General features: G+C 35.0%; 18 protein-coding genes. 8 read left to right on the top strand and 10 right to left on the bottom strand.

The genetic code is table 11. The annotated features are described in order from the left end of the window. Positions 1-42: 42 nt before the first annotated feature. The gene (locus JMUB898_RS00830) at positions 43-1,032 is read right to left on the bottom strand and encodes a ketoacyl-ACP synthase III (RefSeq protein WP_095323437.1); all 990 of its coding nucleotides are present in this window, start codon (positions 1,030-1,032) and stop codon (positions 43-45) included. A gap of 86 nt (positions 1,033-1,118) precedes the next feature. Further along, positions 1,119-1,688, bottom strand: a complete 570-nt coding sequence (locus JMUB898_RS00825; protein WP_126501874.1) for a tubby C-terminal domain-like protein — start codon at positions 1,686-1,688, stop codon at positions 1,119-1,121. Positions 1,689-1,845: 157 nt separating this feature from the next. On the opposite strand from JMUB898_RS00825, the gene JMUB898_RS00820 reads away from it, so the two are divergent. Continuing rightward, the gene (locus tag JMUB898_RS00820) at positions 1,846-2,310 is read left to right on the top strand and encodes a DinB family protein (protein WP_002444781.1); all 465 of its coding nucleotides are present in this window, start codon (positions 1,846-1,848) and stop codon (positions 2,308-2,310) included. 179 nt (positions 2,311-2,489) lie between these two features. Further along, positions 2,490-3,908 carry an anion permease gene (locus JMUB898_RS00815; RefSeq protein WP_002444782.1) on the top strand — a complete coding sequence of 473 codons (1,419 nt, stop codon included), beginning with the start codon at positions 2,490-2,492 and terminating at the stop codon, positions 3,906-3,908. 32 nt (positions 3,909-3,940) lie between these two features. Here JMUB898_RS00815 and JMUB898_RS00810 read toward each other — a convergent pair whose 3' ends face one another. Further along, positions 3,941-4,531, bottom strand: a complete 591-nt coding sequence (locus tag JMUB898_RS00810; RefSeq protein WP_002444784.1) for a TetR/AcrR family transcriptional regulator — start codon at positions 4,529-4,531, stop codon at positions 3,941-3,943. Between the two features lie 203 nt (positions 4,532-4,734). Here JMUB898_RS00810 and JMUB898_RS00805 point away from each other — a divergent pair, with 203 nt between their 5' ends. Together JMUB898_RS00805 and JMUB898_RS00800 are read left to right on the top strand one after the other, a co-directional pair. Beyond that, the gene (locus JMUB898_RS00805; protein WP_002444785.1) at positions 4,735-5,814 is read left to right on the top strand and encodes an amidohydrolase family protein; all 1,080 of its coding nucleotides are present in this window, start codon (positions 4,735-4,737) and stop codon (positions 5,812-5,814) included. 12 nt (positions 5,815-5,826) lie between these two features. Beyond that, the gene (locus tag JMUB898_RS00800) at positions 5,827-8,304 is read left to right on the top strand and encodes an MMPL family transporter (RefSeq protein ID WP_126501873.1); all 2,478 of its coding nucleotides are present in this window, start codon (positions 5,827-5,829) and stop codon (positions 8,302-8,304) included. A 230-nt stretch (positions 8,305-8,534) separates the two neighbouring features. Here JMUB898_RS00800 and rarD read toward each other — a convergent pair whose 3' ends face one another. Together rarD and JMUB898_RS00790 are read right to left on the bottom strand one after the other, a co-directional pair. Next, positions 8,535-9,437: an EamA family transporter RarD gene (rarD, locus tag JMUB898_RS00795; protein WP_002444791.1), complete on the bottom strand. Its 903-nt coding sequence runs from the start codon at positions 9,435-9,437 to the stop codon at positions 8,535-8,537. 180 nt (positions 9,438-9,617) lie between these two features. Further along, positions 9,618-9,827, bottom strand: coding sequence for a zinc ribbon domain-containing protein (locus tag JMUB898_RS00790; RefSeq protein ID WP_002444793.1), 210 nt, complete (start codon positions 9,825-9,827; stop codon positions 9,618-9,620). Positions 9,828-10,006: 179 nt separating this feature from the next. Here JMUB898_RS00790 and JMUB898_RS00785 point away from each other — a divergent pair, with 179 nt between their 5' ends. Together JMUB898_RS00785 and JMUB898_RS00780 are read left to right on the top strand one after the other, a co-directional pair. Further along, positions 10,007-11,020, top strand: coding sequence for a HoxN/HupN/NixA family nickel/cobalt transporter (locus JMUB898_RS00785; RefSeq protein WP_002444795.1), 1,014 nt, complete (start codon positions 10,007-10,009; stop codon positions 11,018-11,020). Positions 11,021-11,174: 154 nt separating this feature from the next. Next, a complete protein-coding gene (locus JMUB898_RS00780; protein ID WP_002444797.1) occupies positions 11,175-12,032 on the top strand; it encodes an SDR family oxidoreductase in 858 nt (285 codons plus the stop codon). Positions 12,033-12,174: 142 nt separating this feature from the next. Here the strand turns inward: JMUB898_RS00780 and JMUB898_RS00775 are convergent, their stop codons facing one another. From JMUB898_RS00775 to JMUB898_RS00765, 3 genes are all read right to left on the bottom strand, one after another. Beyond that, a complete protein-coding gene (locus JMUB898_RS00775; protein ID WP_037541761.1) occupies positions 12,175-12,684 on the bottom strand; it encodes a YfiT family bacillithiol transferase in 510 nt (169 codons plus the stop codon). A gap of 35 nt (positions 12,685-12,719) precedes the next feature. Next, positions 12,720-14,102, bottom strand: a complete 1,383-nt coding sequence (locus JMUB898_RS00770; protein WP_002444800.1) for an NAD-dependent succinate-semialdehyde dehydrogenase — start codon at positions 14,100-14,102, stop codon at positions 12,720-12,722. A gap of 69 nt (positions 14,103-14,171) precedes the next feature. Further along, positions 14,172-14,594 carry a MarR family winged helix-turn-helix transcriptional regulator gene (locus JMUB898_RS00765; RefSeq protein WP_002444802.1) on the bottom strand — a complete coding sequence of 141 codons (423 nt, stop codon included), beginning with the start codon at positions 14,592-14,594 and terminating at the stop codon, positions 14,172-14,174. A gap of 227 nt (positions 14,595-14,821) precedes the next feature. On the opposite strand from JMUB898_RS00765, the gene JMUB898_RS00760 reads away from it, so the two are divergent. Together JMUB898_RS00760 and JMUB898_RS00755 are read left to right on the top strand one after the other, a co-directional pair. Further along, positions 14,822-16,480: an FAD-binding dehydrogenase gene (locus JMUB898_RS00760; protein ID WP_002444804.1), complete on the top strand. Its 1,659-nt coding sequence runs from the start codon at positions 14,822-14,824 to the stop codon at positions 16,478-16,480. Between the two features lie 143 nt (positions 16,481-16,623). Beyond that, positions 16,624-17,034 carry a hypothetical protein gene (locus JMUB898_RS00755; RefSeq protein WP_002444806.1) on the top strand — a complete coding sequence of 137 codons (411 nt, stop codon included), beginning with the start codon at positions 16,624-16,626 and terminating at the stop codon, positions 17,032-17,034. An 84-nt stretch (positions 17,035-17,118) separates the two neighbouring features. Here the strand turns inward: JMUB898_RS00755 and JMUB898_RS00750 are convergent, their stop codons facing one another. Together JMUB898_RS00750 and glcP are read right to left on the bottom strand one after the other, a co-directional pair. Continuing rightward, positions 17,119-18,825 carry an ABC-ATPase domain-containing protein gene (locus tag JMUB898_RS00750; protein WP_002444808.1) on the bottom strand — a complete coding sequence of 569 codons (1,707 nt, stop codon included), beginning with the start codon at positions 18,823-18,825 and terminating at the stop codon, positions 17,119-17,121. Positions 18,826-18,993: 168 nt separating this feature from the next. Continuing rightward, positions 18,994-20,334, bottom strand: coding sequence for a glucose transporter GlcP (glcP, locus tag JMUB898_RS00745; RefSeq protein WP_002444810.1), 1,341 nt, complete (start codon positions 20,332-20,334; stop codon positions 18,994-18,996). Positions 20,335-20,461: the final 127 nt, after the last annotated feature.

Genomic DNA, 20,461 nt, shown 5'->3' with positions numbered 1-20,461 from the left:
TTTATTTATGACATTCATCGCTTCTTAAATGCGAGCGTATATTTAATTTGTAGGTATGTTCCAATCAATAACTAATCCCGAATAAGCTAACCCCCCACCAAAGCCAAATAATACGAGTTTATCTTCATTTTTAATTTTATGTTCTTTAATAGCTGAGTCTATAGCCAAAGGAATTGAAGCTGAAGATGTATTTCCATAGTATTGAATGCTTGTTAATAATTTTTCTTTTGGTAAGTTAAGTTTATGCGCAATTGATTCTAACATTCTTTGGTTAGCACTATGTGGTACAAACCAGTCGATATTTTCCACATTCATATTTGCTTTAGCTAATAATTGATTAACTTCTTTAGGAACGGTAGAAACAGCCCATTTATATACTTCACGACCATTTTGCATAATAAGTCCATTACAATTTAATTCTTCATTATCAAACTTTAATCCCGTATTTGTAGCATAAAGATTTTTTCCTTTACCCCCATTTGAACCGTTCGTGTATGCCATAAAACTAGATTGTTCTTCGTCACGTTCCACGAGAAATGCTCCTGCCCCATCTCCGAATAGAATGCATGTTGAGCGATCTGTATAATCGGTAATTTTAGAAAGTGTCTCTGCACCAATAACTAAAATTTTACGGTGCATCCCTGAACTAATTAATGAAGTGGCTAATTGTAACCCATATGTAAAACCGGCACAAGCAGCATTGAGATCGATAGCACCGGCATGTTCAATTCCTAATTTATACTGAATATAAGACGCAACACTAGGCGTTTTAAAATCAGGAGTAAGCGTAGCGACTATGATGAAGTCCACATCACTGATATCGACTTTATATCTATCTTCTAAGTTTTTTACAGCATTGTAAGCTAGATCACTTGTTTGCTCATGTTTATCAGCGATTCGTCTTTCTTTAATACCTGTTCTTTGAACTATCCATTCATCATTTGTTTCAACCATTTTTTCAAGTTCAAAGTTATCTAATACTTTATTAGGTACGTATGCACCTTGAGCCGTAATTCTTGCGATTGAATTCATCTCTAACTCCCCTAATTAATATTATGAATAATTAGAGCGTATCACACCAAAGATTTTAACACCAGGTACTAATTATTAGATTCCTTTTAAATAATTGGTGGGCCTGTGGTGTCTGGACTAAATGGATTCCATACACTTCGTGTCACATGAACGTTTGCGAAGGAATGTAAAATCAGTATAAATAACAATTGGTTCTCATCAAATACTTCATGTTTCCCTTCCACGTGTGCATAGTCACCAATCTGTTTCCAACTTGCTATTTCATTTTCTCTTTTCGTATCTTTAATTACCGTATATCTATTTTCATCTGAATGAATATTGTAAATGATTCCATTATATTTCATTATTCCGTATGTTTCTTCACGACCATTACTTTGTTTATCAAATAGAATTTGAGATTCCCCACTATTCGAATAGTAGGTTACCTCGAAATGCTTTTGTGTCATTTGGGTCTTTACTTTAACATGCGCTATCAAATGTTGATGGTTATCATAAATCGTGAATTGATTAAATATAAAGCCCATAGTGAAGAAGCTAATGATACGTTGGAAAATATTACTATATTTTTTCTGTATCGTACCAATATGTTTTTCTGAATTCCCTTTAATGTCGGAAGATTTTGTAGAAAATCGATTTCGCTTAAAGTATTTATACATGCTTTCACCTATATTCAATATGTCTTACTTTTATGATAAACAAACCTTTATAATGAATTCAAATCGTTTCTATCCTATATGAGTAGTCATTTTCCAAAGCGGGTAGACAAGTCCTGTAAGAATGATTAAGTAATCACTTGAAAGGGTGTTATAGAGAATGACTAAAACAGTTTATGATGTTATAGATTTCGGTGTGAATTATATCAGAAGTGTTTATGACGACTGGGATGTGGTGGAAGTATTAGATAAAGATGATAGCGTATTTCCAAATACATTGCATTGGCAATATGGACATGTGTTAACTGTGTTCGAAGAAGCGTTATCTATGGGTAACCAAGAAGTTGTAGATGTTGAAAAGTATGGTCGATTATTTGGTACTGGCACAAAGCCTGCTGACTGGGGAAATGAAGATGTTCCTTCCATTGAAAGTATTTTAAATGATATTAAAACATTACCTGAACGTGCGAGACATTTAACTGATAAGGACCTTGAAAAAGAAGTAGATCAACCTGTCGCAGGATGTAAAACTTTAGAAGAATTTCTTGTACTGAACGCATTACACATCCCATTACATGCGGGCAAAATCGAAGAAATGACACGTGTGTTAAAATCTGCGCAATAAACCGTTTGATTATTCCGATGGCTTATGATTAAGCTGTCGGAATTTTTATGTTTTCAAAAGTGTAGCACCTTTATTGATAATCTTTCTCATTAAAATTCTTTTAGGTCTGTACATATCATTTTCAGAAGACTATGATTGAAATGTAAAAAAGAACATTAAAAGAAAGAAGGAAAGTTATTATGGAGAATACGGTAAAATATCGTAAATTCATCCTACCAATTGTCGTAGGTTTGTTTATTTGGGCGCTTACCCCTTTTAAACCTGATGCCTTAAATGATCAAGCTTGGTACATGTTCGCGATCTTTGTTGCTACGATTATCGCATGTATCACACAACCTATGACCATCGGTGCTGTATCTATCATTGGCTTTACGATTATGGTACTCGTTGGCATTATGGATACTAAATCGGCTGTTCAAGGATTTGGTAATAGTAGTATCTGGCTGATTGCTATGGCCTTTTTCATTTCAAGAGGGTTTGTTAAAACTGGTCTTGGTCGACGGATTGCACTCCAATTCGTTAAATTATTCGGTAAGAAAACGTTAGGACTAGCATATTCACTTGTTGGTGTAGATTTAATTTTAGCACCAGCAACACCTAGTAACACAGCACGTGCAGGCGGAATTATGTTCCCTATTATCAAATCTCTTTCAGAATCATTTGGTTCAACACCTAAAGATGGTACTGAAAGAAAGATGGGTGCCTTTTTAATTTTCACAGAATTCCAAGGTAACTTAATTACTGCGGCCATGTTCTTAACGGCAATGGCTGGTAACCCTATTGCTCAAAGTTTAGCAGAGAAGACTGCACATGTTCACATCACATGGATGAATTGGTTTATTGCAGCTATCGTGCCTGGTCTTATTTCACTTATTGTTGTTCCATTCATTATTTATAAGATGTACCCTCCAACTGTTAAAGAAACGCCTAACGCTAGAAAATGGGCAAACGAACAATTAGACGAAATGGGCAAAATATCTTTAGCAGAGAAATTTATGATTGCGATTTTTATCATCGCATTGGCACTATGGGTAACAGGAAGCTTTATCAATGTTGACGCAACGCTCACAGCATTTATTGCGTTATCACTGCTATTACTTACTGGTGTATTAAATTGGAAAGATATTTTAAATGAATCTGGGGCGTGGAATACACTTGTATGGTTCTCAGTTCTTGTACTTATGGCTGATCAGTTAAATAAACTAGGATTTATTCCTTGGTTAAGTAAAATCATCGCACATAGTTTAGGTGGATTTAGTTGGCCAATCGTACTTATTTTACTTATCTTATTCTTCTTCTATTCACACTATTTATTCGCAAGTGCAACGGCCCACGTCAGTGCAATGTATGCCGCACTCCTAGGCGTAGCCGTAGCAGCTGGAGCACCACCATTATTTAGTGCATTAATGTTAGGTTTCTTCGGTAACTTACTTGCTTCAACAACGCATTATAGTAGTGGTCCGGCACCAATCCTTTATGCATCAGGTTATGTGTCTCAGAAACGTTGGTGGCTGATGAACCTCGTACTCGGTATCATGTACTTTATCATTTGGATTGGATTAGGTTCACTATGGATGAAATTAATTGGTATTATGTAGAGTTGAATCGCTCTTTTTAGGGCGATTCTTTTTTAATTACACTCGGCTTCTATTCCTAACATTTGGTGGACGGGATGGTTTGAAATTTCCACGAGAACTTTAGCTATATAATGTGATCCATATTCCACTTCACTATTCATCCAGCGCTCAATAACCCCTAAATGTCCATATATGGTATGGTTCAATATAATATCCTTTTTAAAGTCAATGTTCACATCGTTTTTCTCCAGTAAAGGATAATAGATTTCCTCTCTTACTTTTTGAACAAGTAAAGCCCTGAAATACGTATTATTCATATTCATAATTAGCACTTTGATAAATTCAAAGTTAAGTTCAATAAATTCTAGTAGTCTATAAAATGAAATTTCAAAATCTATATTGAAAATCGCATCTTCATTCATTGGATTACTTTTCACATATTCAATCATTTCATTGATGGTTTCTTCAATAATTGAATTAAGGAAGTCATCTTTACTTTTATAATGTAAATAAAAAGTACTTCTGTTGATATTTGCTGCATTCGCAAGTTGCTGAATCGTAATTTTTGAATAACTTTCCTCATTCATTAGTTGTGTTAATCCCTTTTTCAAATACTTATTTGTTCTAATTTGACGTTTATCCATTCTAGACAACTCCTAACTTAAGTCTATTAAATCTAATTTAATTAACATTTCATCCTAATTTGTTTATTAAGTCGTTTTCCGCAAAATTTTAAGGAGGACATTCTTATTCTTCTGTGCTATTTTATCTAATAGACACACCGTCTATTAAGTTTGATTATATTGTATCAGAAATCAATGGTAATTAATAAAGGGAGGTTCTTATTATGAATAATAAACGTGAGATTATAGATATTCATCACCATATTATTCCCAAAATTTATAAAGATGCATTAAAGAAAATTGGCGTGACCACTGCGGGTGGCTACCCTATCAAAGATTGGGAACCTCAAGATAGTATTCAAATGATGGATGCATTGAACATTCAAGTTGGTGTCACATCTATCTCAGAACCAGCGACATTACCTTTTAAAAGAAAACAAGCAGCGAAAGTCGCACGTGAAGTTAATGAGTATCAAGCTGAACTTAAGCGCACCTATCCAGGAAGATTTAAATGTTTAGCATTACTTCCTATGCCTCACGTTAAAGAAACGATTAAAGAAATCGAATATGCTTTAGATGTTTTAAAACTAGATGGTGTAGGTTTGCTTTCAAACTATGATCAATCTTATTTAGGTGACGATGAATTTGATAATGTGATGGCTAACTTGAATCAACGTGATGCCATTGTATTCGTCCATCCTAGTTCTGCATCATCTCGGTTTAAAGCACCTCAATTTGTATTTGCTGACTTTATTGAAGAATTTACTTTTAACACAACGCGCGCTGCTTCGAATTTAATTTTCAGTGGAACGATGGAGCGCTATTCAAATATTAAATTTATCTTAGCACATGCTGGTGGAACCTTGCCGTATTTGAAATGGCGTATTAATGAAACGTTAAATACTCAAAAATATGTAATGGAAGATCCTAAAAATAGACTTAAATCATTTATTACTGGTAAAAAATCAGATTTAGCTAAAGAAGTTGCCAAACATCCAATTCGATACGCTCAAATGTTCAAAACATATAAAAAAGGGTTGGATCGTTGGAGCACTTTATCACAATCTGCTGAAGATTATATGCGTCAATTTTATTATGATACAGCACTATCAACAGGTGAATCGGCATTCGCCAGTTTAAATGAAGTAACGGACAAATCACATATTTTATTTGGTTCAGATGCACATTATGCCCCAAATGATTGGATTGCCAAAATGGAGAAAAATATTGAAGAATCTAGGTATTTTAATGAAAATGATAAACAAAATATTTTCCAAGGAAATACTGCTCAAATTTTGAAATAGGAGGAAAAAATGATGAAGGCTTTATTAAAATTTAAATGGCCGATATCCATATTAGTGATTATTGTTATCGCTCTATCCCTTATTTTCTCACCTAATTTATCTCAACTTGCAAAAGAGAAAGGTGAAATTAAGCCTCCGAGTGATACTACATCACAAAAATATGAACAAATGTTAAAAGATGTCGGTGCAAACTCTAATTCTATGGTCGCTGTCATCGACTTGAAGAAACCGATTAACAGTTATGGAAACGACCAATTAGAATCTTATATTAAAAAAATTAAAAAAGTAGATAACGTTGATAACGTCATCTCACCATATACAAATAAAGATACATTCAATAAAGTCGTTTCTAAAGATAAGAAAACGGTCATGCTTCCGATAGAGTTAAAATCTAGTAACTCTGAAAAGGTCGCAAACAATATCAACAAAATAGATCAACATTTCAAAGGTGTGTATTTAACAAATAATGATTTAATGACCAAAGATATTAATAAAAGTGCTGATGCAGGCTTACAAAAAACTGAAATTGTTACGGTCATTCTCATTTTAATTATTTTATTTGCGGTGTTCCGCTCAGTAGTCACACCATTCATCCCATTATTTATTGTGGGTATTTCATATGTATTTAGTTCTGCAATTGTAGCGATATTAGTAAAATACTTTGATTTCCCAGTGTCCGTGTATATTCAGCCGTTCCTCGTAGCTTTACTATTCGGTATTGGCACAGATTATTGTATTTTATTACTCAACCGCTTCAAAGAAGAACTAGGTAAAAATGATAAATCAACTGCTGTTTATAACACGTTTGTAAGTGGTGGTAAAACTATCTTATTATGTGGACTTACAATTTTCGTAAGTTTCTTAGTCATTTTATTTGCTAAATTCGACTTATTTAAATCTGCCATTGGCATTGGTATTGGTGTTATTTGTTTAATGCTCGTTATTTACACATTATTACCATTGATTATGTCATTGTTAGGTGAAAAAATCTTTTGGCCTAGTAAGAAATCTACAAGCCACAAAGATAACAAGTTCTGGGGTAAGTTGGGTTCATTTTCAATTAAAAATGCATTCCTCACAATCTTAGTGATACTCGCAGTGTTTATCCCATTAATTTACTTTACACCTAATAAAATCACTTACGATAACACAAATGAAATTAGTGACAGCTATCACTCAGTTAAAGCCATCAACATCATTAAAGATAAATTTGAACTTGGTGAAGCCTTCCCAGTCACTATTGCCATTAAAGATGACCATAAATTAACAACGAGCAAGGGATTAGGAGATCTCGAATCACTTTCTAAAAGTATTAATAAAATAGATGGTGTGAAAGGTGTAAACACAGTCACTCGTCCTACAGGTACACCAATCAAACAACTATCAGCAACAAATCAACTCGATACGATTCAGAAGAAATTAAATAAAGCCAATAATGGTTTAGGACAAGTGAATAGTGGCTTAGGAGATATGCAAAGTAAAGTTGAGCCTTATACTAACTCTGAAAAGGTTCAACAACAAATGCAACAAGGCTCTCAAAATCCACAAGCTGCATCACAAAGTATCACGCAACAAGCTGGTCAATTATCTCAAGGCTTACAACAAGCCCAACAAGGTAACCAAAAAGTAATGAACGGTCAAAAAGAGATTCAATCTTACTTAGACGGTATGGCCAACGATAAGAGCGTGAACCAATCTGGTATGTATATCTCTGATGACATGATGAAAAACAAAGATATGAAACAAGCCATTCATCAGTACAGTGACGATAATGGAAAAGTGGTACTGCTCAACGTAGAGCTTGATAAAAATCCTTATTCTAAGTCTGCGTTTAAAACATTAAATGACATTAAGGATACAGTTTCAAATCAAACGAATGATACAAGCTTTGATCACAGTAAAATTGAATATGGTGGGATTACGTCACAAAACTCTGATTTAAATGACACTATTAATTCAGATATGCAAAAAGTGATTATACTCATGTCATTAATCACATTTATCGTACTCGTTATATTTAAACGCTCAATTATTATGCCACTATATATGATGTTCTCAATACTCCTCACATACTATGTATCAATGAGTATTGCTAATCTCATATTCGATCATGCATTCGGTGGTAATGGTGTATTACTTGTCGTACCATTCTTTAGTTTAGTTATTCTCTTCTCACTGGGTATCGATTATGCTATTTTCTTACTCAATCGATTTAACGAAGAGGTTCAAAACGATGATATTCATACTGCACTGATTACTGCTATGAAGAAAATGGGTACAGTTATTATTACAGCATGTATCATTATTATCGGAACGGTGGCAGCACTTTATACATCTGGTGCGCTCACATTAATGCAAATCGCTACCGTATTAATTATTGGATTGCTCATCTATAACTTACTCATCTTACCTTTATTCATTCCGTCTATGGTGGCTACATTTGGTAAAGGAAATTGGTGGCCATTTAAGATGAATAACAAAGAAAAATAAATGATCGCTAGATATAGAAATGAGGCTGAGACATAATTAAATGTTTCAGCCTTCTTTAACATATTGGCAGTAGATGTCTGAATTGAAAGTTCACTTATATCAAGCTTCTTTCAATCCTAGCCATCCTTGCCGGGGTGGGACAACGAAAATAATTTTGCTAAATTATATTTCTGTCCCTCTCCCATTTTTTTAATATATGTGCCTTTTACTGAGAAAATATAATGAAATAATTATTTTGCAATTGGATTTCTTTTAATATTCATATATTGAGAAATGCTGTATAAAATAATACCAATCCAGATAAAGATAAATGTAATAAGTTGATTGATATCGAATTTTTCTTTAAATACAAAGATACCAAGTATAAACATAATCGTTGGCCCTACATATTGAATAAATCCTGTCAGTGATAAAGGTATACGTTTCGCTCCTGCAGAGAACAGTATTAATGGAATCGCTGTGACTGCCCCTGAAAAGATAAGCCAAAATGATGACATGTTGAAACCAAATGTCATGTGATGTTGTTGCCATAAATAAATGACATATATAATACCCGCTGGCGCAGTTACAATGCATTCGATAGCTATACTACTAATCGCATCAATGTGAACAACCTTCTTAAGGAGACCATAGACGCCAAACGATAGTGCAAGCATGATAGATACGAATGGAAATTCTCCAATTTTGATTGTCATATAGAGTACACCGATTAATGCAAAGATGATTGCTAGCCATTCAAATTTGTTGAATCTCTCTTTTAAGAAAATAAGTGCAAGCACAATACTGACTAGAGGATTAATATAATAACCTAGACTTGATTGAAGTACATGACCATTCGTTACAGCCCAAATAAAGGTTCCCCAATTAATTGTAATCACATATCCAGCCACAATAATTGCGATGAGTTGTATAGGATGTGAAAATAACTGATTCACATCTCTGATGAACGCTTGTCGTTGATTGCGTCCTACGATGAGTACAAGAATCATAAAAATCATTGAGAAAATGATTCTAAAAGCAAGTATTTCGAAAGCGCCAATATGATTGATGAGCTCCCAGTACATAGGAAGAATTCCCCATAATACATACGCGCCTAATGCAAAAAATATTCCCTTTTTATACTCAGATGCCATGATAAGCCCCCTCACTCTATGTAAAATAAAAAATGAGCATTATTTCAGCTCATTTGATAGTATGCTTATTTAGTTTACTAATTCTACTCAATGAATGATACAAATCTGTTTGTGAGTACAGACTGAGTGATTAAATTTTTACTCGCCATGAATGAATACGATTATTTCAACGATGAAGTTTTATCCTCCAAAGAATAAATCTATAAAGTCACTTGTACGGTTTGCACTTTCTTTATAAAACTCAGTATAACCACAATTTGTACATGTAATTGTTTTAAAATTATTATGTTGAATGTCGAACATTTTCGATAAACCTGATCCAGTCGCCGAAAGTGTTCCTTCCTCGATTTCAGTGTGACCGCACTTTACGCAACCTTTTTCTTCAGACATATATTTTCCTCCTTACAATTACCTTCTTTTCATTGATTACACACTCAACTATTACACATTGGATACTGAATGAAACACAATTAGGTATAACAGTGTTGTCACTTTTTCTTACAAATTATAGGCATTTCTATGATTAAAGCGTAAAATAATTGCATCACATATGGAAAGTAGGTTATTCAGTGAGTAAGATAAATCACCGTAAATTAAGTTGGCTCCCCTATATCACTATCGTTATCTTTTTACATATCATCGGGTTTAGTTTCTTATGGATTGCTGGAAAAGATCATCATATTCTCTTTGGAATGGGCATTCTTGCCTATACACTCGGTTTGCGACATGCGTTTGATGCGGATCATATCGCTGCTATTGATAACACCGTTCGTAAATTATTACAACAGCGCCGTGACCCTGTCGGCGTAGGTTTTTATTTTTCGATTGGACATTCGACTGTTGTCTTTTTAATGGCAGTATTGCTTGGAATCTCTGTTAAATGGGCTAAAAGCGAACTACCTCATTTTCAAGACATTGGTGGAACCATTGGTACACTGGTTTCAGGTTTCTTCCTCGTGTTAATTGGTATATTGAATTTAATTATATTAGTTTCTCTCATAAAATTATTTGCCAAATTGCGTCATCAACGTGTTAATGAAGAGGAAGTTGATGCGTTATTAGAAGCACGCGGTTTTGTATCACGTTTTGTAGGTCCATACTTCAAGGTGATTAGTCGTAGTTGGCATGTATTACCTTTAGGATTTTTATTTGGTTTAGGCTTTGATACCGCAAGCGAAATTGCTTTACTCGCATTATCATCAGGTGCTTCTCAACAAGCTATTTCATTTATCGGCATTTTGTCTTTACCTATTTTATTCGCTTCAGGTATGAGTTTATTAGATACATTAGATGGTATTGTGATGAAATCAGCTTACAACTGGGCATTCTTCAATCCTATTCGTAAGATTTATTACAATATCACAATCACAGCTATTTCCGTGATTGCAGCCTTAGTGATTGGTGTCATTGAATTACTTCAAATTATAGCTGATAAGTTTGACTTTAAAGGGCGTTTTTGGGATTTTATTCAATCCATTCAATTTGATTATTTAGGTTACATTCTAGTCGCATTATTTTTGGTAACATGGCTGATTTCTACGCTAATTTGGAAATTTGGAAAAGTAGAACAACATTGGTCATAAACAAAGCCGTCCAGACGTCTTTTAGTTCATAAGATGTCTGGGCGGTTTTTCATTTTCCTGAAAACAACTAAAGCTACCGTCATTAATCTTATCAATTGACTTTAATATTTGAATAGTAAATACTTAACCAACATTAAACAAAGGAGAATATGTAATGAATAAAAAGATCGTGCTCATTACCGGAGCATCAACTGGGTTAGGTTATGAAACTGCCATCTTACTGGCAAAGCAAGGGTATAAAGTTTATGCGACAATGCGTAACTTAAATAAACAAGATACACTATTACAAATAGCACAAGAAAATAATTTAGATATAATCATTCAACAACTTGATGTAACTGATATAGAGAGTATTCAAACTACTGTTAAAAGAATCTTAAAGAATGAAGAAAAAATAGATATATTAATTAATAATGCAGGAGCTGGATTTGTTAAGACAACAGAACACGCGAGTGATGACGAAATCATGTGGCAATTGAATTTAAATTTGATGGGTGTGATTCGTATGACGAAAGCAGTCTTACCTTCAATGAGAGCACGTAGAGAAGGTCATATTATTAATATTTCATCTGTAGGTGGTTTGGTAGGTCAACCTTTCAATGAAATATATTGCGCAACTAAATTCGGTGTCGAAGGTTATACTGAAGCACTCTCAAGCTATGTACAACCTAAGTTCAACGTTAAATTTTCAGTGATTGAACCAGGAGGCATTCAATCTGAATTCACAAATAACGTTATGGCTCAACTCGATTCAACGGGAGGCATTCAAAGCGATGAATATAAACCTATTCTTAATACTTATTTAAACGGTCTTAAGAAAAATTATGGCCCCGGTTCGTCTCAAACATCAAATGAAGTCGCACAAGTCATCCTTGATACAATAGAAAATGAAGAACCATCTATTCGAACACGTACCTCTCCATGGTCTGAAACATTTACAGAGTTAAAAACCAAAGCTGATCCCACAGGTAAGATCCAACAACAACGTGTTGCTAAATTATTAGGAGAATAAACACATCCCCACTGACTTATCGAAAATATAAATCGATTAAGTAGTGGGGATATTTCGTTCAAAATGAAAAAGCATTGATAAAGATGAAAATTTACCAATGCTTAAATCAAGTTCTTCAATTTTAGACTGCCTACCCTCTTATTTATTGAAATAGCGCAATTTTAATATGTTCAAGATGATGACGTTCATGCCAAGATAATTTAGCTAATAAGAATCCAACTGTGAGCTCACCTGTTCCTACTAAATTAACTTGTCTATCAAGTTGTTCTTCTGTGACATTTTCTCCAATTGCTACTACACGTTTGTTTAACCCCTCAAGCAATTGAATAGATACTTCAATTGGTAATTCCGAATCTGCCAAATCTACCCATTGATTTTGATCAAACTCAGGTGCTGACGGATTTTCTTCAGTTAACGCTAATTTCAAACGGCTGAATAACTGTAACTGAGAATCTGCAATATGATGGACAAGTTGTCTCACCGTCCAACTACCCTCACGATATCTTTTCTTCAACTCTTCCTCTGAAATTCCATTAACTACGTTTTTGAGTTGGTCAATATATCTTTCTACCTCACTCATCCATCGTTTCACGTCGACTAAACTCACTTGGTTAGGTAATTCCAATTCTCCTATAGGAAATCTTACATCCATTTTATCCACCCCCACATTTTATTTAGAAACGTAATCTACATATCCCCAATTGATAAATATTTTGTTTCAAGGTATGGTTCTATACCTTCGATGCCACCTTCTCGACCGTAACCACTTTGTTTCATGCCACCAAATGGTGCGTGTGCAGCTGATGGTCCTCCATCATTCCAACCAATAACGCCATAGTCTAAAGATTCGTATAAGTGGAAACCTGTATGATAATCGTTAGTGAAGAAATAGGCTGCGAGTCCAAATTCAGTGTCATTCGCCATTTGAATCGCATCTTCTAAATCTGAATATGTCATGACTGGTGCAATAGGGCCAAATGTTTCTTCATGCATTGCTTTCATCTCTTGATTCGCATTTGAAATAACTACAGGTTTTAAGAAATTACCGCCTAGTTCTTGAATGTCTGATAATGAACGCGATAATTGGCCACCCTTATCTTCTGCGTCTTTAATCTGATCAATCACTTTATTAACTCCTTCTTGGTTAATAAGCGGACCAACAACGACATCCTCATCCATGCCGTTACCTACTTTCAATGCATGAACTTTTTCCGTTAACTTTTCAATATACTCTTGTTCAATTGATTCGTGAACATAAATTCTATTCGCGCAAATACAAGTTTGTCCTGCGTTACGGAATTTAGTAGCAATCGTTTGATCAACCGCTAAATCCACATTCGCATCTTCATGTACAATTAGAGGTGCTAAACCGCCTAATTCCATCGTCACATTTTTAACAGATTGAGATGCCTGCTCAATTAATTTTTTACCAACTTGAGTTGAACCAGTAAATGTAACTTTTTGAATGATTGGACTCTCATTAAAGATTTCTCCAGCATCTTTACCGGATAAAATCACATATTGAATCGCATCTTCTGGAATACCCGCTTCATGTGCTAACTCAACTAATCGAATTGTTGTTAGAGGTGTTTGCGTTGCTGGTTTACAAACAATCGTGCAACCTGCGGCTAAAGCGGGCGCCATTTTACGTGTAATCATTGCTGCTGGGAAATTCCAAGGTGTAATTGCACCTACAACACCTACTGGGAATTTCTGTACAATAATCTTTTTAGATGATGAATTGGCAGGAATTGTGCGACCATAGATACGTTTTGCTTCTTCTGCATACCATTTAATATAAGAATTAGCATAATCGACCTCACCTTGTGCTTCTTTATAAGGTTTGCCACCTTCTTGTGTAATCAATTTTGCTAATTCATTTTTATGTTCATCAACTAAACGTGCCCATTCAAATAACTTTGCTGAACGTTCATGTGCATCCACTTGTTTCCATGATTGAAATGCTTCATGTGCGCGTTCAATTTGACGATGTGCGGTTTGTTCGTCAGTATATTCTAAAATCTTAATCACTTCATTTGTTGCTGGATTCAAAACATCTAATTTTGTCATTTAAATCCACCCCTTTGGTAATATTTTACACTTCCGATTGTATACCACTCTATCTTCATTCGCTAACTTTTAAGATGGATTGGCATCCTTCACCTTTCGTACAAGCATTTCGATGTCTTCAATATTTACTTTACCAATTAACTTTCTATAATCACTCATTAACGTTTGTATGATATTGTTACCCTTTTCCGTTAAATAAATATATGTCGCACGTTGATCTTCTTTACTCATATCCTTACAAATGAATGCTTTCTTTGGAGATCTCAGTCGGTCTATAAGACGAGACATAGCACTCTGACTCAATTTCACTTCTTTAATTAAGTCATTAATTTTATATTTCTTATCTTTCGCCTTATATAACTCATAAAGCACATAGAATTCTCTTAAACTTATGCCATAGTTCTGTTTAAAATTACGTTCAATCATATCTTCTATATATCTGAAATATTCTGTAACCTCAATCCATTCATCTATACCATTCTGTTGTGTCATTCTTGCACCTCCTCAGCTGACTTATTCTCACTTATTATTATACATTGATGCTCGTTTTGTAGAAATATACAGCATTTATTTCTATTTTTGAAAATGAATTGTGAGATTATGTTTATTTAATATCATAAAATGACTCATGCGTTGAACTGAAGTTAATGATAAAATATATAGCGGTTTGTTAGCATTTTACATATAAAAATTTAGCGAAATAAAAAGGGAGTATATTCATGAATAAAACAGTGCATATTATCGGTGCAGGTTTAAGTGGTCTTGTAGCGGCTACGGAACTGCTTAAGAAAGGGTTCCACGTTACTTTAATTGATCAAGAACCTAGACAAGCGATTGGAGGACAGGCTTACTGGTCGTTTGGAGGTCTATTCTTAGTTAATTCGAAGGTACAACGTCGATATGGTGTTAAAGATTCATATGATTTAGCACTTAATGACTGGATGGGATCTGCACAATTTGACCGCCTCGATGGAGAGGATTATTGGGCAGAACAATGGGCAAAGGCCTACGTCAAATTTGCCACTTATGAAAAGGAAGATTACTTACATCGTATGGGGATCAAACTGACACCGATTCTTGGATGGGCGGAACGTGGTGGATCCTCTGCATCAGGTCATGGTAATTCAGTACCTCGTTTCCATATTACATGGGGTACAGGCCCAGGACTTGTCGAACCATTTACGAATTATGTTTTACAACAAGAACAGGCTGGTCGCGTATCATATTTACCAAGACATCAAGTCACAGCTATCGACATTGAAGATAATCAAGTGCGACATATCTCAGGAAACATTCTAGAAGAAAGCGATGTAGAACGTGGCGCACCCTCTTCTCGCAAAGTCATTGATACATTCTCATATGATGTAGAGAATCTTGTTATCACATCAGGTGGTATCGGAGCTAATATAGAACTGATTAAGAAGTATTGGCCGAAACGTCTTGGCAACGCGCCTCAACATATGATTCAAGGTGTGCCGGATTCAACTGATGGACGTTTAATCGGTATTTCTGAAAATGCCGGTGTCAATATTGTAAATAAAGACCGCATGTGGCATTATACGGAAGGCGTTAAGAACTATAGCCCTATATGGAAGGAACATGGTATACGTATTATTCCAGGCCCTTCTTCAATGTGGTTTGATGCTGAAGGTCATCGTATGAAGGCGCCTGATTATCCTGGATTCGATACCTTACACACATTAGAAACAATTATGAAAACAGGATATGATTATTCTTGGTTTATCTTAACAGAAGACATCATTAAGAAAGAGTTTGTATTATCAGGTTCTGAACAAAACCCAGATTTAACGAATAAAGACATTCAATTATTAATTAAAGAACGTTTAAGTAAACAAGCTACCTCTCCAGTCAACGCATTTGTAGAAAAGGGTGAAGACTTTGTCGTCGCTGATGATTTAGGCACTTTAGTTAAGAAAATGAATGCACTTGTTAACGATCATTTACTAAATTACGAAGAGATTAAAGCAGAAATTAAATCTCGTGACTTACAAATTAAAAATGCATTTAGCAAAGATCCTCAGATTGCCTTTATTCATAATGCAAGACAATTTTTAGGAGATAAGATCGTAAGAACGGCTAAACCTCAACCATTCTTAAGTAATAAGAGTGGTAAATTGATTGCTGTGAAACTCAATATCATCAGTCGTAAAACACTTGGTGGTATTCAAACTGATTTAGATGGTCGTGCCATGAATCAACAGAGTGAACCTATTCAAGGTTTATATGCTGCTGGAGAAGCTTCAGGCTTTGGTGGTGGCGGTCTTCATGGATATCGCGCACTTGAAGGTACGTTTTTAGGTGGCTGTATCTTTAGTGGTATTCGAGTTGCAGAAGGTATAGATAAATATAATCAATAAGTCATTTCTTATAGAGTGGTTACTCATATTTTTGATATGAGTAGCCACATTTTTGAAGGTTGAAAAGGATTCTTCGTATTTATACACTACTTTATATTTATTTTATGATATTATTTTTATAATAATTGAAGAATGGAGTGTAAATGATGCCAAGAGATTCTTTAAAGCCATTTCGTAATCGCCTCGTGACTGTTTCTGGTCAAGTCGTACTTATGCATCATGGAGGTCGCTACGGCAGATACCCTTTTCACAATAATACAAGAATGTTACTTAGAGATTTAATGATTGAAGGACAACCCATTGACCATATTTGGCTCAAAGTCCCTCAAAGATACTACAATAAAAGAAGGCGTATCATAAATCAGCGTGTAAAGTTTAAAGCTAAAATTGTGCCTTATGTTAAAAAAGGTATGCATGGCTTTATTCAAGAATATGGATTACAAAAACGGAGCGGTTTCACTATTATTAAAGGAAATCATGAAGAGATACTTGACCATGAAGAGAAATATTTCGATGAAGAACTTACCGTAGAATTCTTCTTAAAAGAACCATAGAAAGCGTATTGTTACCCTCACTTATTGATGAGTGAGCTCACAATACGCTTATTTTTATAACTATTTAACTTTTATCGTAATGTTTTAAGAACGTTCACTACGAATGTGTAGTCCTCGATATCTATTTATTGTACCAATTAATTCTTGTTTGCGCGGTAAAGCTAAATTACCTGGATGACCTTGATGATGTGAAATCACTTCTAGTCCTTCTTGTTCAATACGTTGATATAAGCGATCTGTTGCTTGAGCAAGCGTAACGTCATTGTTGAGTATTTCATTTTTAAGATAATCTAACATCATCGCTAAACTGTTCGTCTGGCTATCATCCACAAGTTGCTCTAAACCAGAAATTTGAATAGGGACTTTCCCATATGTCACTGTTTGAAGCCCTTTAGCTTTGAAACGGTCATCTTTCCCTTTCTTATTGAAGCTAGATTTAAGAGGGACTCTAGACGGAATGCTACCAAAGTCTGCATGTGATTGATCGATTCTCTCATAACCTGCAGATTGTGCAATGTCCTTCGCTTCAGTTGTGACATCTTTTAAATGATATTCATCCATCATTAACACTTGGTCTGCCACATCAAAGTAGTCTCCAGAACCCCCAACAATAAGGATTGTAGATACGTCATGATGCTCATATAATGGTTTCACTCTATTTGAAAATGGTGTAATCGGTTCTTTCTCAGGCGCAATCAATCTTTGCATGCGGCCATCACGAATCATAAAGTTTGTCGCAGACGTATCTTCATCAATCAGTAAGAGCGATGTTTGTGCTTCTAAAGCTTCCATTACATTCGCTGCTTGAGACGTACTACCACTCGCATTTTCCGTTGAAAATTCAGTCGTGTCTTTCTTACCAGGCAGATGATCGATAAACGGTTGAATATTAACCTTCTCAATACTTCTACCGTCTTCGGCTCGAATCTTCATTGCGTCATGTTGCGTAATCACATACTCTCTTCCATCTCCAGCAATATGATTATAAACACCGCGCTCTAATGCCTCAAGCAATGTTGATTTACCATGGTAACCGCCACCTACAATTAAAGTAATACCTTGGGGAATTCCCATACCTTTGATGGATTTTCCACTTGGTAAGTCTAATTGGATTTCAAACTTTTCAGGGCTTTGGAACTTAATGGCATGTGTCATAGGACGGTCAGATACACCACTTTGTCGAGGTAAAATGGCATCATTCGCAACAAATGACACTAGGCCTCTTTGAAATAATTCATTTCGTATAAACATTTGGTCTATCATCAATTTAACTTGATTGTGAAGTTTTGTTTGATCAAGATGCTCATAACGTAGTGCTTGGTTCACAATTTCAGGTAGTATATCGATAAGTGTGTGTGCTGCAGCTTTACCAAGAATTTTCCGACCAGCTGCAGGTAGTCCCACTTCAATTCGAGCTTCAATATCTTTATCATTGATGACTACAGATGTACGTTCTAACATCTCTTGTCCACAACGATCGATAAATAGTTTCCCTGACTTTTTAGACTTTTGCGTTGCTACTTGAATATGTTGATGCATAGATCTTGTTAAGAAGTCACTGACTGCAAGTCGCTTATATTTATCATTCAATAAACCATCTGGTATCCCCGTCGTATTTCTATCCATAATGACTCTCATTTTAGAAGGCGGCGCAAACGGATCAACTTGTACATGGTCGATTGCGAGTCTAAATTGGTCAAATTCGTACATTCCTTTTGTACGTTTGTATGCACCGTACTTTTGACCGTCTAATGATTTTAATGTGTGTTCAAGTGCTTGAGCACTTTTCATGTCATACACCTCCGTTCTTAATTTTCGTAACTTACATTTTTACCCTGAAAATGAAACCCATTAAACGTATGCGATTCGCTTAAAAATAATTATGCGCGCACACTTAAAAATAAAAAACACTCCTAGTTCTCAACATTATATTGAAAACCGGAGTGCGAAATTTATATATTATTCAGTTTTAGCACCTGTACGTTCACGTAAGTCATATTCAATTTCTTCAAGACTACGTCCACGTGTTTCAGGTAAGAATTTAATAACAAATAACATGGCAAGTACACCAATCACAGCAAAGATTAAGAATACCCATTCTGTACTTAATGCATCACTTAAAATTGGGAATAATAATGACACAATCAATGTACCAATATTAAGTACTAACGCAGAGATACCTGTTGCCGCACCACGTGCACGCATTGGGAATAACTCTGGTAACATAACCCATAATACAGGACCCCATGAAATACCAAAGAAGACAATAAATAATGATAAGCATAAGATAATAATCCAAGCTGAAGATGCAATACCAATTGTCCAAATTAATACAGCCATGATGATTAAAGAAGCAATCATCCCAATATTACCCATAACTAATAACTTCTTACGATCGACTCTATCCACTACAAATAGTGCAACTATGGTAACAAGTACATTGACCACACCAATACCTACTGAACCTAAGATAGATGCTGCTTCGCCTAAACCTGCTTTAGCGAAAATAGTTGATGAATAGAATATCACTGCATTGATACCAATAAATTGTTGGAATATCGCAAAGATACAACCAACGATTAATGTTCGACCTAACCATGGTGACTTAATGACTGTCCATGTAGATTCAGCAATTGCTGAGATTTCTCTCATTTCTTTAATTTCTTTTTCGATTTCACTATCGTCGTATGTAATTTTCATTACTTTACGCGCCGCTTCTTCGCTTCTATTTTCAAGGAGCCATCTTGGACTTTCAGGCATGAAGTATATACCAATCAATAGAATAACTGATGGTACTACTGCAAGACCTAACATCCAACGCCAACCTTCGATACTCGCAAAACCATAGTTAACAAGGTATGCCGCTAAGATACCAATTGTAATCATTAATTGGTTTAATGAGCCTAGAGAGCCACGGTATTCCGTAGGTGCCATTTCAGATAGATATACAGGCACGGTAGACATTGAACCACCGACAGCTAGTCCAATAATTAATCGACCAATAATCAATAATGCAAGGTTAGTCGAGAAGGCAAGTGTTAATGCGCCAATAATGAATACGACAGCGATTAACATGACAAGACGGCGACGTCCAAGTTTATCAGCTAACGGTCCACTGCTTCCCGCCCCAATAATTGCACCAATTAACATAGAAGATACAACAATACCTTCCGTTGTACTGTTAAGTGGTATGTCTTTATGTATAAATAATAATGCACCGGAGATTACACCATTGTCATAACCGTAGAGTAAGCCTCCTAATGCTCCCAATATAAAAATCAAATATTTATTTACCTTCATGTAAATCATTCCCTTTTTTAAAAACTAAAACAATTATACGCCTAAAATGAAAGCGTTTCAATTTCTATTTTATTAAAATCGAATTACATGTTACTTTTTGCACTTATTTTTTGGTTAATCATTTTCC

Origin of the sequence: Staphylococcus caprae (genome assembly GCF_003966625.1) — a bacterium.
GTDB classification, from domain to species: Bacteria; Bacillota; Bacilli; order Staphylococcales; family Staphylococcaceae; genus Staphylococcus; species Staphylococcus caprae.
The sequence above is the reverse complement of the archived record's forward strand: the minus strand, read 5'-3'. Positions and strand labels throughout refer to the sequence as shown.

Excerpts from the sequence above, each read along its gene's own strand:
- JMUB898_RS00790 (WP_002444793.1), bottom strand. The coding sequence starts at position 9,827 with ATGTCTGAAGAAAAAGGTTGCGTAAAGTGCGGTCACACTGAAATCGAG.
- JMUB898_RS00810 (WP_002444784.1), bottom strand. The coding sequence starts at position 4,531 with ATGGATAAACGTCAAATTAGAACAAATAAGTATTTGAAAAAGGGATTA.
- JMUB898_RS00800 (WP_126501873.1), top strand. The coding sequence starts at position 5,827 with ATGAAGGCTTTATTAAAATTTAAATGGCCGATATCCATATTAGTGATT.
- JMUB898_RS00760 (WP_002444804.1), top strand. The coding sequence starts at position 14,822 with ATGAATAAAACAGTGCATATTATCGGTGCAGGTTTAAGTGGTCTTGTA.
- JMUB898_RS00825 (WP_126501874.1), bottom strand. The coding sequence starts at position 1,688 with ATGTATAAATACTTTAAGCGAAATCGATTTTCTACAAAATCTTCCGAC.
- JMUB898_RS00805 (WP_002444785.1), top strand. The coding sequence starts at position 4,735 with ATGAATAATAAACGTGAGATTATAGATATTCATCACCATATTATTCCC.
- JMUB898_RS00775 (WP_037541761.1), bottom strand. The coding sequence starts at position 12,684 with ATGGATGTAAGATTTCCTATAGGAGAATTGGAATTACCTAACCAAGTG.
- JMUB898_RS00780 (WP_002444797.1), top strand. The coding sequence starts at position 11,175 with ATGAATAAAAAGATCGTGCTCATTACCGGAGCATCAACTGGGTTAGGT.
- JMUB898_RS00830 (WP_095323437.1), bottom strand. The coding sequence starts at position 1,032 with ATGAATTCAATCGCAAGAATTACGGCTCAAGGTGCATACGTACCTAAT.
- JMUB898_RS00765 (WP_002444802.1), bottom strand. The coding sequence starts at position 14,594 with ATGACACAACAGAATGGTATAGATGAATGGATTGAGGTTACAGAATAT.
- JMUB898_RS00770 (WP_002444800.1), bottom strand. The coding sequence starts at position 14,102 with ATGACAAAATTAGATGTTTTGAATCCAGCAACAAATGAAGTGATTAAG.
- glcP (WP_002444810.1), bottom strand. The coding sequence starts at position 20,334 with ATGAAGGTAAATAAATATTTGATTTTTATATTGGGAGCATTAGGAGGC.
- JMUB898_RS00820 (WP_002444781.1), top strand. The coding sequence starts at position 1,846 with ATGACTAAAACAGTTTATGATGTTATAGATTTCGGTGTGAATTATATC.
- JMUB898_RS00755 (WP_002444806.1), top strand. The coding sequence starts at position 16,624 with ATGATGCCAAGAGATTCTTTAAAGCCATTTCGTAATCGCCTCGTGACT.
- rarD (WP_002444791.1), bottom strand. The coding sequence starts at position 9,437 with ATGGCATCTGAGTATAAAAAGGGAATATTTTTTGCATTAGGCGCGTAT.
- JMUB898_RS00750 (WP_002444808.1), bottom strand. The coding sequence starts at position 18,825 with ATGAAAAGTGCTCAAGCACTTGAACACACATTAAAATCATTAGACGGT.
- JMUB898_RS00815 (WP_002444782.1), top strand. The coding sequence starts at position 2,490 with ATGGAGAATACGGTAAAATATCGTAAATTCATCCTACCAATTGTCGTA.